This is a genomic window from Burkholderia catarinensis, from assembly GCF_001883705.2.
Classification (GTDB): domain Bacteria; phylum Pseudomonadota; class Gammaproteobacteria; order Burkholderiales; family Burkholderiaceae; genus Burkholderia; species Burkholderia catarinensis.
The window spans coordinates 122,952-137,767 of sequence record NZ_MDEQ02000009.1 but is presented as its reverse complement, the minus strand read 5'-3'; the positions used below and the strand labels follow the sequence as shown (position 1 = coordinate 137,767).

The following is a 14,816-nucleotide window of genomic DNA, read 5'->3' as shown; positions in this document are numbered from 1 at the left end:
TTGTAACTCGTCGTTGTCTTCAAAGATGACGGACGCCGCGATGCAGCGCACCGGGTCGCCTCACATGCCGCACGGCTCTTGGAGCGGCACGGCGTGCGCCGGACCGGTCCGCAATTCACATCGTCTGCCGGCCGCGCCCGGGCACCGGGCCCGCGCGCGCGGCCGGCAGGTCAATCAGGTTTGCGCCGCGCCGCCGGCGCCCGGTTTCCTGGCCCGGGCAGCAGGCCGGGCCTTGTTGGCCTTCGACTTCACGCCGAAGCTCTCCGTCAGGCGATCCAGCACGATGGCAAGCAGCACGACGCCGAGGCCGCCTTCGAAGCCGATGCCGATGTCCAGGCGCTGGATGCCGCTCAGCACATACTCGCCGAGGCCGCCCGCGCCGATCATCGACGCGACCACCACCATCGAAAGCGCCATCATGATCGTCTGGTTCACGCCGGCCATGATGGACGGCAATGCGTTCGGCAACTGGATCTTCCAGAGAAGCTGCCAGTCGGTGCTGCCGAACGAGCGCCCGGCTTCCATCAGCTCCTCGCGCACCTGCCGGATCCCCAGCGTCGTCAGGCGCACGACCGGCGGCATCGCGAACACGATCGTCGCGATCACGGCCGGCACGCGGCCCAGCCCGAACAGGATGACGGCCGGAATCAGGTAGACGAAGGCCGGCATCGTCTGCATGAAATCGAGCAGCGAGCGCAGGACCATGCCGACCCGGTTGTTGCGCGCGCCCCAGATGCCCAGCGGCACGCCGATCACGAGGCTGAAGAACGTCGCGGCCGTGACGAGCGCCAGCGTGGACACGGTCTGTGCCCACAAGCCCATGTAGTGGATGACGAGCAGCGCAAAGCCGACGAAGATCGAAAACACGATGCCGCGCCGCCACAGCGCGAAGCCGACCAGGATCACGAGCATCGCGACGAACGGAATCGCGGCGAGCCCGTCTTCCAGCAGCTTCACCACCGCACCCAATCCGGCCGAGAATGCGTCGAAGCCGCCGCGGAAATGCAGAAACAGGAAGTTGACGACGCTCTCCGCGAACTTCCCGATAACCGACGCGTTCATGCTGCCCTCCGTTCCATCACCTGTTTGAGAATCGCCCGGCAGGACACCACGCCGGCTAGCCTGCCGGCCGCATCCGTGACGGGTACGTCGTGTTGCTGGTTGAGCGCGATGGCGGCCAGTTGATGCAGGTCCGTTTCCGTCGACACGCCGTCGACGTCGCGCAGGAACGCGTCCCGGATCGGTCGATCCCCGCACTTGTGCAGCGTCGCGGCCGTCACGCAGCCCAGGTACTGGCCCGCCTGGTCGCAGACGTAGCCGCACTCGGCGCCGCTGTCGACGAGCTGCTCGAGATAGCGCCCGGACGGCGCACCGGCGTCGCACGAAATCATGCCGCGATCGACCCGGGTCATCAGGCTGGATGCCTTCAGGAAGCGCGACACGTCGACGTTGCGGAAGAAGTCCCGCACGTACTCGTCGGCCGGCGACCGGATGAGCTCGGCGGGCGTGCCGACCTGAATCAGGCAGCCGTCCTTCATGATGCCGATCCGGCCGCCGATCTTGACCGCCTCCTCGATGTCGTGGGAGATGAAGACGATCGTCCGCTGCTCTTCCTTCTGCAAGCGCAGCAGTTCGTTCTGCATTTCGAATCGAATCAGCGGGTCGAGTGCCGAGAACGCTTCGTCCATCAGCAGTACCGACGGGTTCACGGCCAGCGCGCGGGCCAGGCCGACCCGTTGCTGCATGCCGCCGGACAGCTCGCTCGGCAGCAGTTTTTCGTAGGAACCGAGGCCGACGCGCGTCAACGCGGTGCGCGCAATGTCGTAGCGCTCGGCTTTCCTGATGCCGGCAACTTCGAGCCCGTATGCGATGTTGTCGAGCACCGTGCGGTTCGGCAGCAACGCGAACGACTGAAACACCATCGCCATTTTTTGCCGGCGAACGGCGCGAAGCTCCGGTGTCGACATCGGCGCGATGTCGCGGCCTTCGAGCACGACCTGGCCGGACGTCGGCTCGATGAGCCGGTTGAGCAGCCGCACCAGTGTCGACTTGCCGGAACCGGACAGCCCCATGATGACGAAGATTTCGCCGGCCTTGACGCTCAGGCTCACGTCGTTGACCGCGACCATGTTGCCGGTCTCGGCGAAGATCTCGTTGCGCCCGACACCCTGTTTCATCAGCTGGATCGCCCGTTCGGGTTTCGGGCCGAAGATCTTCGACAGGTTCCTGACCGTCAGGATGTCGGTTCCGGACACGGCAACGGGCCGGGCCGCCGACGGCGCGGCGTCCGTGTCGATTGCGCGTTGCGGTATCGCGTCACCCGGCACGTAGGTCAAATTCGGGTTCATTCTGTCATCCCAACTGGCTGTTCAAGAAATTGAAGGCCGCCGCGTCCTGCGTCTGCGGATAGCCGCGGTTTGGCGGTGTCGCGTCTTTTCGCGCGGTTTGCGTCGAAATAAAATGTCGCCGGCCTTTAAATCGCACGAATCACCAAAAATATAAAAATTATTCGTATATTCAGACGTTGATCTCGCCCTCTCGGGTGATTAATGCATTGATTGCAGCGTATCAATCCAAATTGCAATGCCCAGCTACATTTTCTTCACCCTTTCCCCTACCTTTGGTAATGCATGGCCGGGGGGCGGCGCTTGCCCGCGCGTCGGCCGGCCACCGCGGCCTTCGCGCAACGTCAATACCGGCGGGGTTTGGCGGCGAGGCGGGGTGCCGGTGCGGGGCGTCTGCCCGCGCGAACGGGCGGCCGCTCGCGATGCCCGCGATTAAGGGAAAGTCCTGTCAGGGGAAAGCCCCGGAAAGGCGGCATGCTCCACGCATGACATGGCCGGCCTATGATTCGAGCCGTGGGGAAAGCCCGTGAGCGCGCAGCGGCATTCACGGGAAAGCGCGTCACATTCAATGCGTCGCACAACATGCGAAGCCGTCACTGCAATCCCGGAGCACCATGTACAACCGACCTGAGGACCTGGCCAATTTCATTGGTATCGCGCAACGCCTGTTTCAGTCGCCGCGGCTGCCGGATGCGGCCCGCGAGGTGGCGGCGAAGGTGTTCGATCGCCTCGAACGTCCAGCCAGCGACGGGATGCGCGCGGCGAAACGGCATCCGGCCTGCGACCTGCTCGACGCCGCGCTCGCGCCGCTGCTTGACGACGCGTCCGATCTCGGTGCCGCTGCCCGCACGATCAAGACGCTCGAACCGTCGCTCGGCTGGCAACGACGAACGTCGGGATTGAACGGCAGCGAGAACTATGTCGACCGGCACGTGCACGGGATGATTTGCGGGCCCGGCGGCATGGAAAGCCGTTACGACGTCCAGCTGGGATTCTCGTTGCTCGCCCCTTTCACGCGATACCCCGACCATCAACATCTCCCGGAAGAGGCGTACGTCCTGCTGTCCGCCGGCGAATTCCGGCAACGGGATGGAGACTGGTTCGATCCTGGAATCGGCGGCGGGCTGCACAACACGCCCGACATCGTGCATGCGATGCGCTCGGGAAGCGCCCCGCTGCTCGCGATGTGGTGCCTGCTGAGCTGATTGCGCGGCCCGGTTTGCGGCCGAAAGATCACCAACATGTGCGCGCCCGGAGAAGCCCTGCCTCCCGAAGCACCCCCTCCCGACAATTCTTGACGGTGCGCGCACGGCCGAACTGGTAGCATGTCGGTCGCCTCGCAACAGGCTGCGGGGGCCCCGCCCGTGCTGGATCGACACACACGATCGCCCCCTTTTTTTCGGTGCCGAGCAACCGGCGATACCAGCCCGCACGCCCCCATCGACGCTGCGTGCCGAACGGCACCCCAAAGCCCCGTCAACCCCGCAACACCCCGGCGTCGCCCGAGCGACCCGTTGCAGTAACCGTTGGAGTGGCGCGCCACGCGCCTGCAAGCATGAAGAAATCGAAGCTGCCCATCCGCCCCCCGCGCGAAAAAGACCGGACGCCGATGGTGCGCGCGGGCGCGCTGCTGCTGATGGCCGGCCTGCTGTACCTGCTGTGGCCGTCGGCCGAAACCGCGTACCTCGCGATGGAGTCGGTGCTGCGCTGACGCGACCGGCCCCGCCCCGCGCTCCGCTATAATTACGCGATGGAAACCCGACCTGCCTCGCCGAACGTGCATTGCTGGTGGCGCGCCTGACCCAGGCGGCCCGTTTCCTTTTGCATGTCCCAAACGTGATGCCGCCAGCCATGGCGGCATTTGCATTTCTGCGCTGACATCATGGCTGGCGGCTTCGACAACCCGGAGCCAATGACCACCATGACCCACCCGACCCGACCGACCATCCTCACCGGCGACCGCACCACCGGCCCGCTGCATCTCGGCCACTACATCGGCTCGCTGCGCGCGCGCGTGCAGATGCAGCACGAAGCGCGGCAATTCCTGCTGCTCGCCGATACGCAGGCGCTGACCGACAACATGGGCCGCCGGCAGCGCGTCACCGAGAACGTGATCGAGGTCGCGCTCGACTATCTCGCCGTCGGCATCGATCCGGCAGTCTCGACGATCGTCGTCCAGTCGCAGGTGCCCGAACTCGCCGAGCTGTCGCAATACCTGCTCAACCTCGTCACGGTCGCGCGCCTCGAACGCAACCCGACCATCAAGGAAGAGATCCGCCTGCGCGGATTCGAGCGCGACATCCCCGCCGGCTTCCTGACCTACCCGGTGAGCCAGGCGGCCGACATCACCGCGTTCAAGGCGACCCACGTGCCCGTCGGCGACGACCAGTTGCCGATGATCGAGCAGACCAACGAACTCGTGCGCCGCTTCAACGCGACCGTCGAGCTGCCCGTGCTGGTCGAATGCGAAGCCGTGCTGTCGTCGGTCACGCGGCTGCCGGGCATCGACGGCAAGGCGAAGATGAGCAAGTCGCTCGGCAACGCGATCACGCTCGGCTCGACGCCGGACGAGATCACGCAGGCCGTGAAGGACATGTACACGGACCCGAACCACCTGCGCGTGAGCGATCCGGGCCAGGTCGAGGGCAACGTCGTGTTCACGTTCCTCGACGCGTTCGAGCCCGACGTGGCGAAGGTCGACGAGTTGAAGGCCCACTATCGCCGCGGCGGGCTCGGCGACAGCGTCGTCAAGCGCGTGCTGAACGAGCGGCTGCAGGCGCTGATCGAGCCGATCCGCGCGCGCCGCCGCGAGTTCGAGGCGGACAAGGCCGAGGTGATGGCGATCCTGAAGCGCGGCACGATGCATGCGCGGGACGTGGCGGGCGCGACGCTGGCGGAGGTGAAGGGCGCGATGGGGCTCACGTATTTCGATTGAGCGGCGCGGGTACGGTGCGTTGTCGTCGCGTGACGCTTGCCTGCGACGACGATTTCGCGAACGGGACGCGTTGACGGCCGGCATGCCGAGCAACGCCGTCTCACGTAGCACGTAGGACTCCGATTCGATCAAAGGATATCGGCATCGGTAGCCGCCGGTCGCGGCGCGCTGAATGGCCCGCGCGACGCGTTACTTCATCTGCATCAGTTGAATGAGGTTCCCGCACGTATCGTCGACGATCGCGATGCGCACAGGCCCCGCGTCCATCGGCTCCAGCGTGAAGCGCACGCCGAGCGCCGTGAGCCGCGCGAACTCCGCATCGAGGTCGTCGACCTGGAACGACGCCGCCGGAATGCCGTCCTCGTACAGCGCCTGCTTGTAAGGCCCCACCGCGCGATGGTTGCTCGGCTCGAGCAGCAGCTCGGTGCCGTCGGGTTGATCCTTCGACACCACGGTCAGCCAGCGGTACTCGCCCACCGGCACGTTGTTCTTCAGCTTGAACCCGAGCTTGTCGGTATAGAACGTCAACGCCTGGTCCTGGTCGTCGACAAAAATACTCGTCACGTAGATTCGCATTTCACGCTCTCCTGAAGCTGCAGCCGGTACCCGCCGCTATTCTTCGTCGAAATCGATGACAAACGCATAATCGCCGTCGATCAGCTTGCGCAGGTAGCCGTCGAAGTCGTCCGCGATCACCGCGTAGCTGTCGGGGTCGTGCAGGAAACGCACGACCTGCCCGACCTTGCCGCCTGGCGCCGGCTCGAAATCGACATAGAGCTGCGACGTGCCGCCGTTGTTCATGCAATGCGAGAAACACAGGCGTCGGCCCATCGGCAATGCGATGTCGATGCGCGAATCGACGAGTTCGCCGTCGTCGTTCGCATCGTCGCCGTAGATGTCCGCGATGCTGTCGCGATACTTCGCGCCTTCTTCGAGCATCTGCGCGGCCGACAGCAGGTAGTAAGGGTATTCGTAGACGTCGGAGCCCAGCACCAGCACGTTGATCGTCGTGCCGCCGTAGTCGCACCAGTAAGTGCCGTCGAGTTTGCCGAGCAGTTCGAGCAGGCTAGCCGGGCACTGCGGATACGCCGCGCGCAGCGCGTCGAGCTGCGCGGGCGTCGCGCCCGTGGCGACGGCGAGCGCCGCATTGTCGGCGTCGGGCAGCGCGGCATGCAGGCCGGCGAGATAGGTGTCAACGAGGGTCATCGCGTCAGGTCCGGAGAATAGGCAAGCGCCATTCTAGCGCCCGACGCGATCCGCTACTTCCCTGTTTCGCGCACCCCGCCTACGTGATCTGGTACGTCGACGCCGGCTCGAATTCCTCCGGCATCGGGCGGTCGCCCAGTTCGAGCACCGACCGCTCGATCGTGCGCGTCATCGCATCGAGTGCCAGCGCGTTCGGCGCGAGACCGAACGGTTCGGCCACCTCGTTCGCGATCGCTTCGAGCGCGATCAGCGTGTACGAGATGAACACGCAGATCAGCGGCGTGAAGAACTCCGTCGAATCGACGAGGCCGAACGGCAGCAGCACGCAGTACGCATACACCGTGCGGTGCAGCAGCACGCTGTACGAGAACGGGATCGGCGTCGACAGGATGCGCTCGCAACCGCCCACCGACTTGCCGAGCGCGTCGAGCTGCGCCTCGAACATCCAGCAGGTCACGTCGCTGCCGGGCGCACGGCCCAGTGCGCGGACAATGCCGCCGCGCAGCTCGTCGAGGATCGCGACGGGCTTGAAGCATTTGCGCGCGAGCGCAGCGGTGTGCTCCGCGCCGAGGATCCGCTGCAGGTCTTGCGTCGGATCGGTATGACGCAGCTGATGCTTCAGCGCATAGGTGAACGCGATCAGCAGGTCGGCGAGCCGGTTGCGCTCGGCGTCGCCGATGCCGTCGGGCAGGTAGCGCTGCAGTTGCGACGTCACGGCGCGCGCCGCGATCAGCAGGTTGCCCCACAGATGGCGCGCCTCCTTGAAGCGCTCGAAGCTCGCGTTGTTGCGAAACGCGAGGAAGATCGCGAGCGCGAGCCCGAACAGCGTGAACGGCGCGGTGTTGAGCGGAATCTTCTCGCCGAAGATCCGCCCGTTCGTGAAGACCGCCAGCGTGCTGACGATCGCCATGAACACGAGTTGCGGAATGATCGATTGCAGCACGGAGCCGTTCCAGACGAACAGCATCCTGAGCCAGTTTTGTCGTGGTCGGACGATCATGGTGTTTTCTCGACAGCCAGGGGAATACGCTGCGCGGCCCGCCCGCGCCCGATGCGCAACGGCCCGCACGTGGCGAGCCGCTTTCGGGTGGGTGCCGTGCCGGGCGCCGCGCGTGATGATACGCCGCGCGCCGCTCAGTGATAACCGACGTCGCCCTCGCGCACCTTGCCGCGGAACACGCGGTATTGCATCGCGTTGTACACGAGGATGATCGGCAGCACGATCACCGTGCCGACGAGCGCGAACAGCTGGCTCGAATGGCTCGACGATGCTTCCCAGATCGTCAGCGACGGCGGCACGATGTTCGGCCAGATGCTGATCACGAGCCCCGTGTAGCCGAGGAACACGAGCGCGAGCGTCAGCAGGAACGGCGTGGCCTCGTGCTCGCGCTTCACCGTGCGGAAGATGCCCCACACGCACGCAACGACGAGGATCGGCACCGGCAGGAACCAGACGAGATTGCCGCCGCCGAACCAGCGGTGCGCGACGGCCGGCAGCCCGATCACGGTCCACAGGCTCACCACGCCCATCACGGCGAGCAGCACGCCCGTGAGCGGCTTCATCAGCAGCCGCATCTTGCGCTGCAGTTCGCCGTCGACCTTCAGGATCAGCCAGCCGCAGCCGAGCGTCGCATACGTGACGAGCACGCCGATCCCGCACAGCAGGCTGAACGGCGACAGCCAGTCGAACGGCCCGCCCGCGAACTGGTGGTTCTCGATCTTGATGCCCTGCAGCAGCGAGCCGAGCACGATGCCCTGGCAGAACGCCGCGAGCGCGGAGCCGCCGATGAACGCGAGATCCCACAGGTGTTGCGTGCGGGTGGCCTTCGCGCGCAGCTCGAACGCCGCGCCGCGAAAGATCAGCCCGACCAGCATCAGCACCAGCGGCAGGTAATTCGCGGGCAGCAGCGTCGAATACACGACCGGGAACGCGCCGTAGAGGCCCGCGCCGCCGAGCACGAGGAACGTCTCGTTGCCGTCCCACACCGGCGCGACGGTGTCGAGCATCACCTGGCGCTCGGCCTTCGCATCGAAGAACGGAAACAGCAGGCCGATGCCGAGATCGAAGCCGTCCAGCATCACGTAGATGAACACGCCGAGGCCGATGATCGCGGCCCACACGACAGGAAGATCGATTTGCATGGCTTACTCCGCTTCGGTGACGTTCAGCGGCGTGGACAGCGCGCTCTTGCGCAGCCCCGGATGCCGGTGCAGCTCGATATACCCGGCCTGGGCAGCCGGCCCGCGCTTCATCAGTTTCATCATGTAGTAGATACCTGTTCCGAACACCAGGAAATACACGACCACGAAGACCAGCAGCGACACGCCGACCTGCTGCGCGCTGACCGGCGCGACCGAATCGATGGTGCGCAGCACGCCGTACACGGTCCACGGCTGCCGCCCGACCTCGGTCGTGATCCAGCCGGCCAGCAGCGCGACGATGCCCGACGGCCCCATGCCCACCACGAACCACTGGAACCAGCGCGTTTCATACAGGCGCCCGCCCTTTCTGAGCAGCAGCCCGAGCAGCGCGGTGAGCAGCATCAGCATCCCGAGGCCCGCCATGATCCGGAACGTCCAGAAAATGATCGGCGAATACGGGCGGTCCTGCGGCGCGAATTCCTTCAGCCCGCGGATCTCGCCGTCCCAGCTGTGCGTGAGGATCACGCTGCCGAGGTGCGGCACCTGGATCGCGTAGCGCGTCGTTTCGGCCTGCATGTCGGGCAGCCCGATGAGGTTCAGCGCGGTGCCGCCCTTCTCGGTTTCCCACAGCCCCTCGATCGCCGCGATCTTCGCCGGCTGGTATTCGCGCGTGTTCAGCCCGTGCGCGTCGCCGACGACGATCTGGATCGGCGCCAGCACCAGCAGCATCCACAGCGCCATCGAGAAACTGCGCTTCACCGGCTCGTCGCGGCGCCCCTTCAGCAGGTGCCATGCGCCGCACGCGGCGACGATGAAGCCGGCGACGATGAACGCCGCGATCGTCATGTGCACGAGGCGGTACGGGAACGACGGGTTGAAGATGATCTTGAACCAGTCGACCGGCACGACGAGGCCGTTCTCGATCTTGTAGCCCTGCGGCGTCTGCATGAAGCTGTTCGACGCGAGGATCCAGAACGTCGAGATCAGCGTGCCGACCGCGACCATCAGCGTCGCGAAGAAGTGCGCGCGCGGGCTCACGCGCTGCCAGCCGAACAGCATCACGCCGAGGAAGCCGGCTTCGAGGAAGAACGCGGTCAGCACTTCATACGTGAGCAGCGGCCCCGTGATGTTGCCCGCGACGCGCGAGAAGCCGGCCCAGTTCGTGCCGAACTCGTACGCCATCACGACGCCGGAGACGACGCCCATCCCGAAGCCGATCGCGAAGATCTTCGACCAGAACTGGAACATGGATTTATAGGCGGCGTCGCCGGTGACGAGATAGCGCCATTCCAGCACCGCCAGGAAGCTCGCCATGCCGATGCTGATCGCGGGAAACACGATGTGGAACGACACCGTGAACGCGAATTGCAATCGTGCGAGATGGAACGCATCGAAGATTTCCATGACCGTAATTTGCTCGTAATTGTGAGAACGTCTGCCCGAAGCAGGAAATCGTGCGACGGCTTGTCGACAACACATGCGAACGCAAACCGGCACTCGCATGGCATCGAAGCGTGAGTGACGATATCGCGTTTGCAACGATACTCGCAATCACTCGGACGCGCGCTGAAACTGTGCTGCTCCCGTCCCCGAAGATGTGTGCACGGAAAACACATTTCGTGGCTGCGGGCGGGTCAGCTGTACTGCTTTCCGCGTTGCGGCGCTGTGCCTCAGGCGCGCCGTTCACCCCATTAACATGTGATGCAACGCCTGCCCGCGGCAGTGGCGCGCCACCCGGCGCCCGCCCGGCAGCATCGATTTCCGTCGTTCGGCGTACGCGCCGGCCGATCCGCCTGGAGAAAAACGCATGACCCACCGAGACGATCCGACCGGCAGCACCGCGTGTCATGTGACGCGCCATCGTGGCGGCGATGCGCGCGACGCCGTCGATCGCGTCGTCGACGAAACGCCGGTTGCACTCGTGTTCAACGGCATCTCGCACACGGTCATGATGGCGACACCGATCGACCTCGACGTGTTCGGCCTCGGCTTCGCGCTGAGCGAAGGCATCGTCGAGCGCGCGTCGGACGTATTCGACATCGAAAGCGAATGCCGGCCCGGCAGCGCCGAAGTGCGGCTCACCGTGTCGCAGCAGGCGTTCATGGCGCTGAAGGCGCACCGGCGCGCGCTGGCCGGCCGCACGGGCTGCGGCGTATGTGGAATCGAAAGCATCGCGCAGCTCGACCTGCACCCGCCGCGCATCGCGGCCGCAGGAACTGCCGCCGGCATCGGCACCGACGCGATCGCGCGCGCCGCGCGCGCGTTGCCGGCCCACCAGACGCTGATGCGCGAGACGGGCGGCATCCACGCGGCCGCGTGGTGCGACCGAGACGGCGCCGTGCTCGACGTGTTCGAGGACGTCGGCCGCCACAACGCGCTCGACAAGCTGATCGGCCGGCTCGCGCGACGCCGCGCCGACCTCGCCGCGGGCTTCGTGTTCCTGTCGAGCCGCGCGAGCTACGAGCTGGTGCGCAAGGCCGCGCGGGTCGGCATCCCGATGATCGCGACGATCTCGGCGCCGACGTCGCTCGCGATCGGCGTCGCGCGCGAAGCCGGCGTGCGGCTGCTCGGCTTCTGCCGCAACGACGGCTTCGTCGAATACGTGTCGCCCGACGCCGTTGATCCCGACCAACCCGCGCTCGAGCAAGCGCATCCGGCTCTCCCTTGATGAAACCACTGATCGATTTCGATACGGCGCAGCAGCAATTCGCCGGCGCGTTCGCGCCGCTCGACGCATCCGCCTCCATGCCGGTTGCGCAAGCAACCGGCCACGTGCTGGCCGCGCCGCTGACCGCCGTGCTCGACCAGCCGCCGGCCGACCAGAGCGCGATGGACGGCTACGCCGTGCGTCACGCGGATCTCGCGCACGGCGAGCCGCTGTGCGTCGCGCAGCGCTGCTACGCGGGCGACACGCCGGCGCCGCTGGCCGCGCGCACGGCCGCGCGCCTGTTCACCGGCAGCCTGATTCCGCCCGGCGCGGACACCGTCGTGATGCAGGAGCACGCGCGCGAACAGGACGGCTGGGTCGCGTTCGACGCGCCGCAGCGCGGCGGCTCGCATATCCGCCGCCGGGGCGAGGAAGTGCGCGCCGGCGACCTGCTCGTGCCAGCCGGCGTGCGGGTGGGCGCGATGCATGTCGGCGTGGCCGCCGCACAAGGTTTCGCGCGCATCGACGTGCGCCCGGCGCTGCGCGTCGGCATCCTGACGACCGGCGACGAGCTCGTCGCGTGCGGCGAGCCGCGGGCGCCGCAGCAGATCTACAACAGCAATGCGCCGATGCTCGCCGCGCTGGTATCGGGAACCGGCGCCGGCGTCGCGATGAGCCTGCATGCGGCCGATACCGCGCCCGCCGTCGATCGCGCGCTGCGCGACCTGCACGCAGGCTGCGACCTGGTGATCTGCGTCGGCGGCGCGTCGGTCGGCGACAAGGATCTGCTGCGCCCCGCGCTGGCCGCGCTCGGCGCATCGTTCGTCGTCGCCGGCGTGCGCATGAAGCCCGGCAAGCCGGTCGCGCTCGCGCGGCTCGATGCGCGGCCCGTGGTGCTGCTGCCCGGCAATCCGGGGGCCGCGATGACGGCGTTCGCGCTGTTCGTCGCGCCGCTGATCCGCTGCCTGCAGGGGCGCGACGTGCGCCTGCCGGTCGTGCCGTCGCTGCCGATCGACATCGGCTTCGAGCCGGATGCGCAGCGCGAGCGCTTCGTGCGCGTGCGCTGCGCCGTCGGCCCCGGCGGCGCACCCGTGCTCGATACGCTGCGCCAGCAAGGCGCCGGCACGCTGCAGTCGCTCGTGCAGGCGAGCGGGCTCGCCCGGCTGCCGGCCGGGCGACGCATCGCGCGCGGCGACGCGGTACCGTATTACGAATTCGCGCACTGGCTCGCATGATCGCGACGCCTGACACCCGCCCGATCCGACGCGTTCACCGCGCCTGCCGCACGGCGAACTGTATTCCTGCAATTCGGGCGCGATTGTGTCCCTGCCGGAAAAGTCCGGCGCACTATCCTCACGATGAGGCTCGTCACGACCTGTGCACCGACACGTCGGCACATGCACGGCCGCCCGGCGATGCCCCTCCGCTTACTTCATGCAGGCCGACGAACCGATCGTGAATGCCATCGTTTCCGCCGCGCCGGCCGCCGCCGCGTCATCCGGCGGCGTATCGCCCGGCGCCTTCCCCCGCACGTCCGACACGCTCGGCCGCCCGCTGCGCGACCTGCGCCTGTCCGTCATCGACCAGTGCAATTTCCGCTGCGGCTACTGCATGCCGCGCGAAAGCTTCGGCGCCGGCTATGCGTTCATGCCGTCGTCCGAGCGGCTGTCGTTCGCGCAACTGGAAAAGATCGCACGCGCGTTCACGTCGCTCGGCGTCGAAAAAATCCGCATCACGGGCGGCGAGCCGTTGCTGCGCCGCAACCTCGAAGCCCTGATCGAGCGCCTCGCCGCGCTGACGACCGTCGACGGCAAGCCCGTCGAAATCGCGCTGACGACCAACGGCTCGCTGCTCGGCGCGAAGGCGCGCACGCTGCGCGACGCGGGCCTGTCGCGCGTGACCGTCAGCCTCGACGCGCTCGACGACGCGGTGTTCCGCCGGATGAGCGACGCCGACGTGCCCGTGGCGCGCGTGCTGGCCGGCATCGAGGCCGCACAGGCGGCCGGGCTCGCGCCGGTCAAGGTCAACGCGGTGATCGAGCGCGGCGCGAACGACGACCAGATCCTGCCGCTCGTGCGCCACTTCCGGCATACCGGCGTGACCGTACGCTTCATCGAATACATGGACGTCGGCGGCGCGAGCCTCTGGTCCGGCGACAAGGTCGTGCCGGCCGCGCGGATGCGCGCGCTGATCGACGAGCACTATCCGCTCGTGCTCGTCGGCGAACCGGGGCACGACGCGACCGCGATCCGTTGCGCGCACATCGACGGCGCGGGCGAGGTCGGCTTCATCGCGAGCGTGTCGCATCCGTTCTGCGGCACCTGCTCGCGCGCACGCGTGTCGGCCGACGGAAAGCTTTATACCTGCCTGTTCGCGACGCAAGGCACCGACCTGCTGCCATGGCTCGACGATGCGGCGCCGGCCGATTCGCTTGCCGCCGCCGTGCGCGATCGCTGGACCCAGCGCGACGACCGCTATTCCGAGCGCCGGGCCGCACGGCCGGCCCGCGCGCAGGGCAAGACCTATCCGACCGTGCGCATGTCGCTCGTCGGCGGCTGACGGGCCGCCGCGCGGCAGGGGACGCACCGCTTACAGGAGAACCGTCATGACGAGCTTCACCGAATCCCGTGCCGCGTTGCCGGGCGACCCGATGCGCACCGGCAGCCACTCGCATCCCGCCGACGACGCTGACGCCGACCCGCACACCGAGCCGCCGCCGGCGATTGCCGCCGGGTTCGAAGTACGCGTGCAGTGCGCGCCGATCGACGCGGGCGCCGAGCTTGCGCCGATCGTTCGCAATCCGAATGTCGGCGCGGTGGTGAATTTCCTCGGCGTCGTGCGCAACGAAGGCGATGTCGACGACGTCGTCGCGCTGGAAGTCGAGCACTATCCGACGATGACCGAGCAGGCGCTGTGGAGCATCGTCGAGGAAGCCAGCGCGCGCTGGCGGCTCGAAGCGGTCAGGATCGTGCACCGCGTCGGGCGCATTCCGCTCGGCCAGGCGGTCGTGCTGGTCGTGGTGGCCGCCACGCATCGCGCGTCCGCGTTCGATGCGTGCGAATTCCTGATGGACTTCCTGAAGACCCATGCACCGTTCTGGAAGAAGGAGATCCGGCACGACGGCGCATCCGGCTGGGTCGAGGCGAAGGCGCACGACGACCAGGCGATGCGGCGCTGGGGCTGACCGCATCCGCCTCGTGTTTTCCGATTCCGCCGACCCTGCTCGAGACATCGCAATGAAACTGACGATCAAGTACTTCGCAAGCATTCGCGAACAACTCGAACTCGACGAGGAAACCGTCGAGATCGACGCGCGCGAACTCACCGTCGACGCGCTGCGCAGCACGCTGGCCGCGCGCGACGCGCGCAGCGCGCAAGCGCTGCGGACGGAGCGCCCCGTGCGGGCGGCCGTGAACCTCGAGATGGTGACCGGGGACTTCGTCGTGCGCGAGGACAGCGAGGTCGCGTTTTTTCCGCCGGTGACGGGCGGGTGACATCGCGATGGGGCGACCCGTCGTGATGCGAATCGACCGTTGCGGCA

The 14,816-nt window shown here is 67.1% G+C and carries 15 protein-coding genes; 8 read left to right on the top strand and 7 right to left on the bottom strand.

Annotation, left to right across the window (positions count from 1 at the left end):
* Window positions 1–174 precede the first annotated feature (174 nt).
* Window positions 175–1,062 (bottom strand): ABC transporter permease, encoded by an 888-nt coding sequence (locus tag BFF94_RS16555; protein ID WP_128846869.1) that lies wholly within the window; start codon window positions 1,060–1,062, stop codon window positions 175–177.
* Window positions 1,059–2,348 (bottom strand): quaternary amine ABC transporter ATP-binding protein, encoded by a 1,290-nt coding sequence (locus BFF94_RS16550; RefSeq protein WP_128846871.1) that lies wholly within the window; start codon window positions 2,346–2,348, stop codon window positions 1,059–1,061. The genes BFF94_RS16555 and BFF94_RS16550 overlap by 4 nt, the downstream gene beginning before the upstream one ends.
* Window positions 2,349–2,959: 611 nt before the next feature.
* Here BFF94_RS16550 and BFF94_RS16545 point away from each other — a divergent pair.
* The 3 genes from BFF94_RS16545 to trpS all read left to right on the top strand — a co-directional run bounded on the left by BFF94_RS16545 (window position 2,960) and on the right by trpS (window position 5,280).
* Window positions 2,960–3,550 carry a dimethylsulfonioproprionate lyase family protein gene (locus tag BFF94_RS16545; protein ID WP_128846874.1) on the top strand — a complete coding sequence of 197 codons (591 nt, stop codon included), beginning with the start codon at window positions 2,960–2,962 and terminating at the stop codon, window positions 3,548–3,550.
* Between the two features lie 350 nt (window positions 3,551–3,900).
* Window positions 3,901–4,056 carry a hypothetical protein gene (locus BFF94_RS16540; protein WP_164497756.1) on the top strand — a complete coding sequence of 52 codons (156 nt, stop codon included), beginning with the start codon at window positions 3,901–3,903 and terminating at the stop codon, window positions 4,054–4,056.
* Window positions 4,057–4,266: 210 nt separating this feature from the next.
* Complete coding sequence (gene trpS / locus BFF94_RS16535) at window positions 4,267–5,280, top strand: tryptophan--tRNA ligase (RefSeq protein WP_128846877.1); 1,014 nt, start codon at window positions 4,267–4,269, stop codon at window positions 5,278–5,280.
* Window positions 5,281–5,469: 189 nt separating this feature from the next.
* Here trpS and BFF94_RS16530 read toward each other — a convergent pair whose 3' ends face one another.
* The 5 genes from BFF94_RS16530 to BFF94_RS16510 all read right to left on the bottom strand — a co-directional run bounded on the left by BFF94_RS16530 (window position 5,470) and on the right by BFF94_RS16510 (window position 10,032).
* A complete protein-coding gene (locus BFF94_RS16530) occupies window positions 5,470–5,856 on the bottom strand; it encodes a VOC family protein (protein WP_128846880.1) in 387 nt (128 codons plus the stop codon).
* Window positions 5,857–5,892: 36 nt separating this feature from the next.
* The gene (locus tag BFF94_RS16525) at window positions 5,893–6,486 is read right to left on the bottom strand and encodes an SMI1/KNR4 family protein (RefSeq protein ID WP_128846882.1); all 594 of its coding nucleotides are present in this window, start codon (window positions 6,484–6,486) and stop codon (window positions 5,893–5,895) included.
* A 79-nt stretch (window positions 6,487–6,565) separates the two neighbouring features.
* A complete protein-coding gene (locus tag BFF94_RS16520) occupies window positions 6,566–7,486 on the bottom strand; it encodes a bestrophin family protein (protein ID WP_128846885.1) in 921 nt (306 codons plus the stop codon).
* Window positions 7,487–7,620: 134 nt separating this feature from the next.
* Window positions 7,621–8,628, bottom strand: coding sequence for a cytochrome d ubiquinol oxidase subunit II (gene cydB / locus BFF94_RS16515; RefSeq protein WP_128846888.1), 1,008 nt, complete (start codon window positions 8,626–8,628; stop codon window positions 7,621–7,623).
* 3 nt (window positions 8,629–8,631) lie between these two features.
* Entirely contained in the window at window positions 8,632–10,032 is a 1,401-nt protein-coding gene (locus BFF94_RS16510) for a cytochrome ubiquinol oxidase subunit I (RefSeq protein ID WP_128846890.1), read from the bottom strand.
* A gap of 403 nt (window positions 10,033–10,435) precedes the next feature.
* Here BFF94_RS16510 and fdhD point away from each other — a divergent pair, with 403 nt between their 5' ends.
* The 5 genes from fdhD to moaD all read left to right on the top strand — a co-directional run bounded on the left by fdhD (window position 10,436) and on the right by moaD (window position 14,769).
* Window positions 10,436–11,296 (top strand): formate dehydrogenase accessory sulfurtransferase FdhD, encoded by an 861-nt coding sequence (gene fdhD, locus BFF94_RS16505; protein WP_219139550.1) that lies wholly within the window; start codon window positions 10,436–10,438, stop codon window positions 11,294–11,296.
* Entirely contained in the window at window positions 11,296–12,510 is a 1,215-nt protein-coding gene (locus BFF94_RS16500; RefSeq protein WP_219139549.1) for a molybdopterin molybdotransferase MoeA, read from the top strand. The genes fdhD and BFF94_RS16500 overlap by 1 nt, the downstream gene beginning before the upstream one ends.
* 199 nt (window positions 12,511–12,709) lie before the next feature.
* Window positions 12,710–13,834, top strand: a complete 1,125-nt coding sequence (gene moaA / locus BFF94_RS16495) for a GTP 3',8-cyclase MoaA (protein ID WP_128844388.1) — start codon at window positions 12,710–12,712, stop codon at window positions 13,832–13,834.
* 46 nt (window positions 13,835–13,880) lie between these two features.
* Complete coding sequence (locus BFF94_RS16490) at window positions 13,881–14,459, top strand: molybdenum cofactor biosynthesis protein MoaE (RefSeq protein ID WP_128844385.1); 579 nt, start codon at window positions 13,881–13,883, stop codon at window positions 14,457–14,459.
* Window positions 14,460–14,511: 52 nt separating this feature from the next.
* Window positions 14,512–14,769: a molybdopterin converting factor subunit 1 gene (moaD, locus tag BFF94_RS16485; protein WP_128844383.1), complete on the top strand. Its 258-nt coding sequence runs from the start codon at window positions 14,512–14,514 to the stop codon at window positions 14,767–14,769.
* Window positions 14,770–14,816: the final 47 nt, after the last annotated feature.

Coding starts and splice junctions, on each gene's coding strand:
- BFF94_RS16555 (WP_128846869.1), bottom strand. CDS start 1,062: ATGAACGCGTCGGTTATCGGGAAGTTCGCGGAGAGCGTCGTCAACTTC.
- BFF94_RS16550 (WP_128846871.1), bottom strand. CDS start 2,348: ATGAACCCGAATTTGACCTACGTGCCGGGTGACGCGATACCGCAACGC.
- BFF94_RS16545 (WP_128846874.1), top strand. CDS start 2,960: ATGTACAACCGACCTGAGGACCTGGCCAATTTCATTGGTATCGCGCAA.
- BFF94_RS16540 (WP_164497756.1), top strand. CDS start 3,901: ATGAAGAAATCGAAGCTGCCCATCCGCCCCCCGCGCGAAAAAGACCGG.
- trpS (WP_128846877.1), top strand. CDS start 4,267: ATGACCCACCCGACCCGACCGACCATCCTCACCGGCGACCGCACCACC.
- BFF94_RS16530 (WP_128846880.1), bottom strand. CDS start 5,856: ATGCGAATCTACGTGACGAGTATTTTTGTCGACGACCAGGACCAGGCG.
- BFF94_RS16525 (WP_128846882.1), bottom strand. CDS start 6,486: ATGACCCTCGTTGACACCTATCTCGCCGGCCTGCATGCCGCGCTGCCC.
- BFF94_RS16520 (WP_128846885.1), bottom strand. CDS start 7,486: ATGATCGTCCGACCACGACAAAACTGGCTCAGGATGCTGTTCGTCTGG.
- cydB (WP_128846888.1), bottom strand. CDS start 8,628: ATGCAAATCGATCTTCCTGTCGTGTGGGCCGCGATCATCGGCCTCGGC.
- BFF94_RS16510 (WP_128846890.1), bottom strand. CDS start 10,032: ATGGAAATCTTCGATGCGTTCCATCTCGCACGATTGCAATTCGCGTTC.
- fdhD (WP_219139550.1), top strand. CDS start 10,436: ATGACCCACCGAGACGATCCGACCGGCAGCACCGCGTGTCATGTGACG.
- BFF94_RS16500 (WP_219139549.1), top strand. CDS start 11,296: ATGAAACCACTGATCGATTTCGATACGGCGCAGCAGCAATTCGCCGGC.
- moaA (WP_128844388.1), top strand. CDS start 12,710: ATGCAGGCCGACGAACCGATCGTGAATGCCATCGTTTCCGCCGCGCCG.
- BFF94_RS16490 (WP_128844385.1), top strand. CDS start 13,881: ATGACGAGCTTCACCGAATCCCGTGCCGCGTTGCCGGGCGACCCGATG.
- moaD (WP_128844383.1), top strand. CDS start 14,512: ATGAAACTGACGATCAAGTACTTCGCAAGCATTCGCGAACAACTCGAA.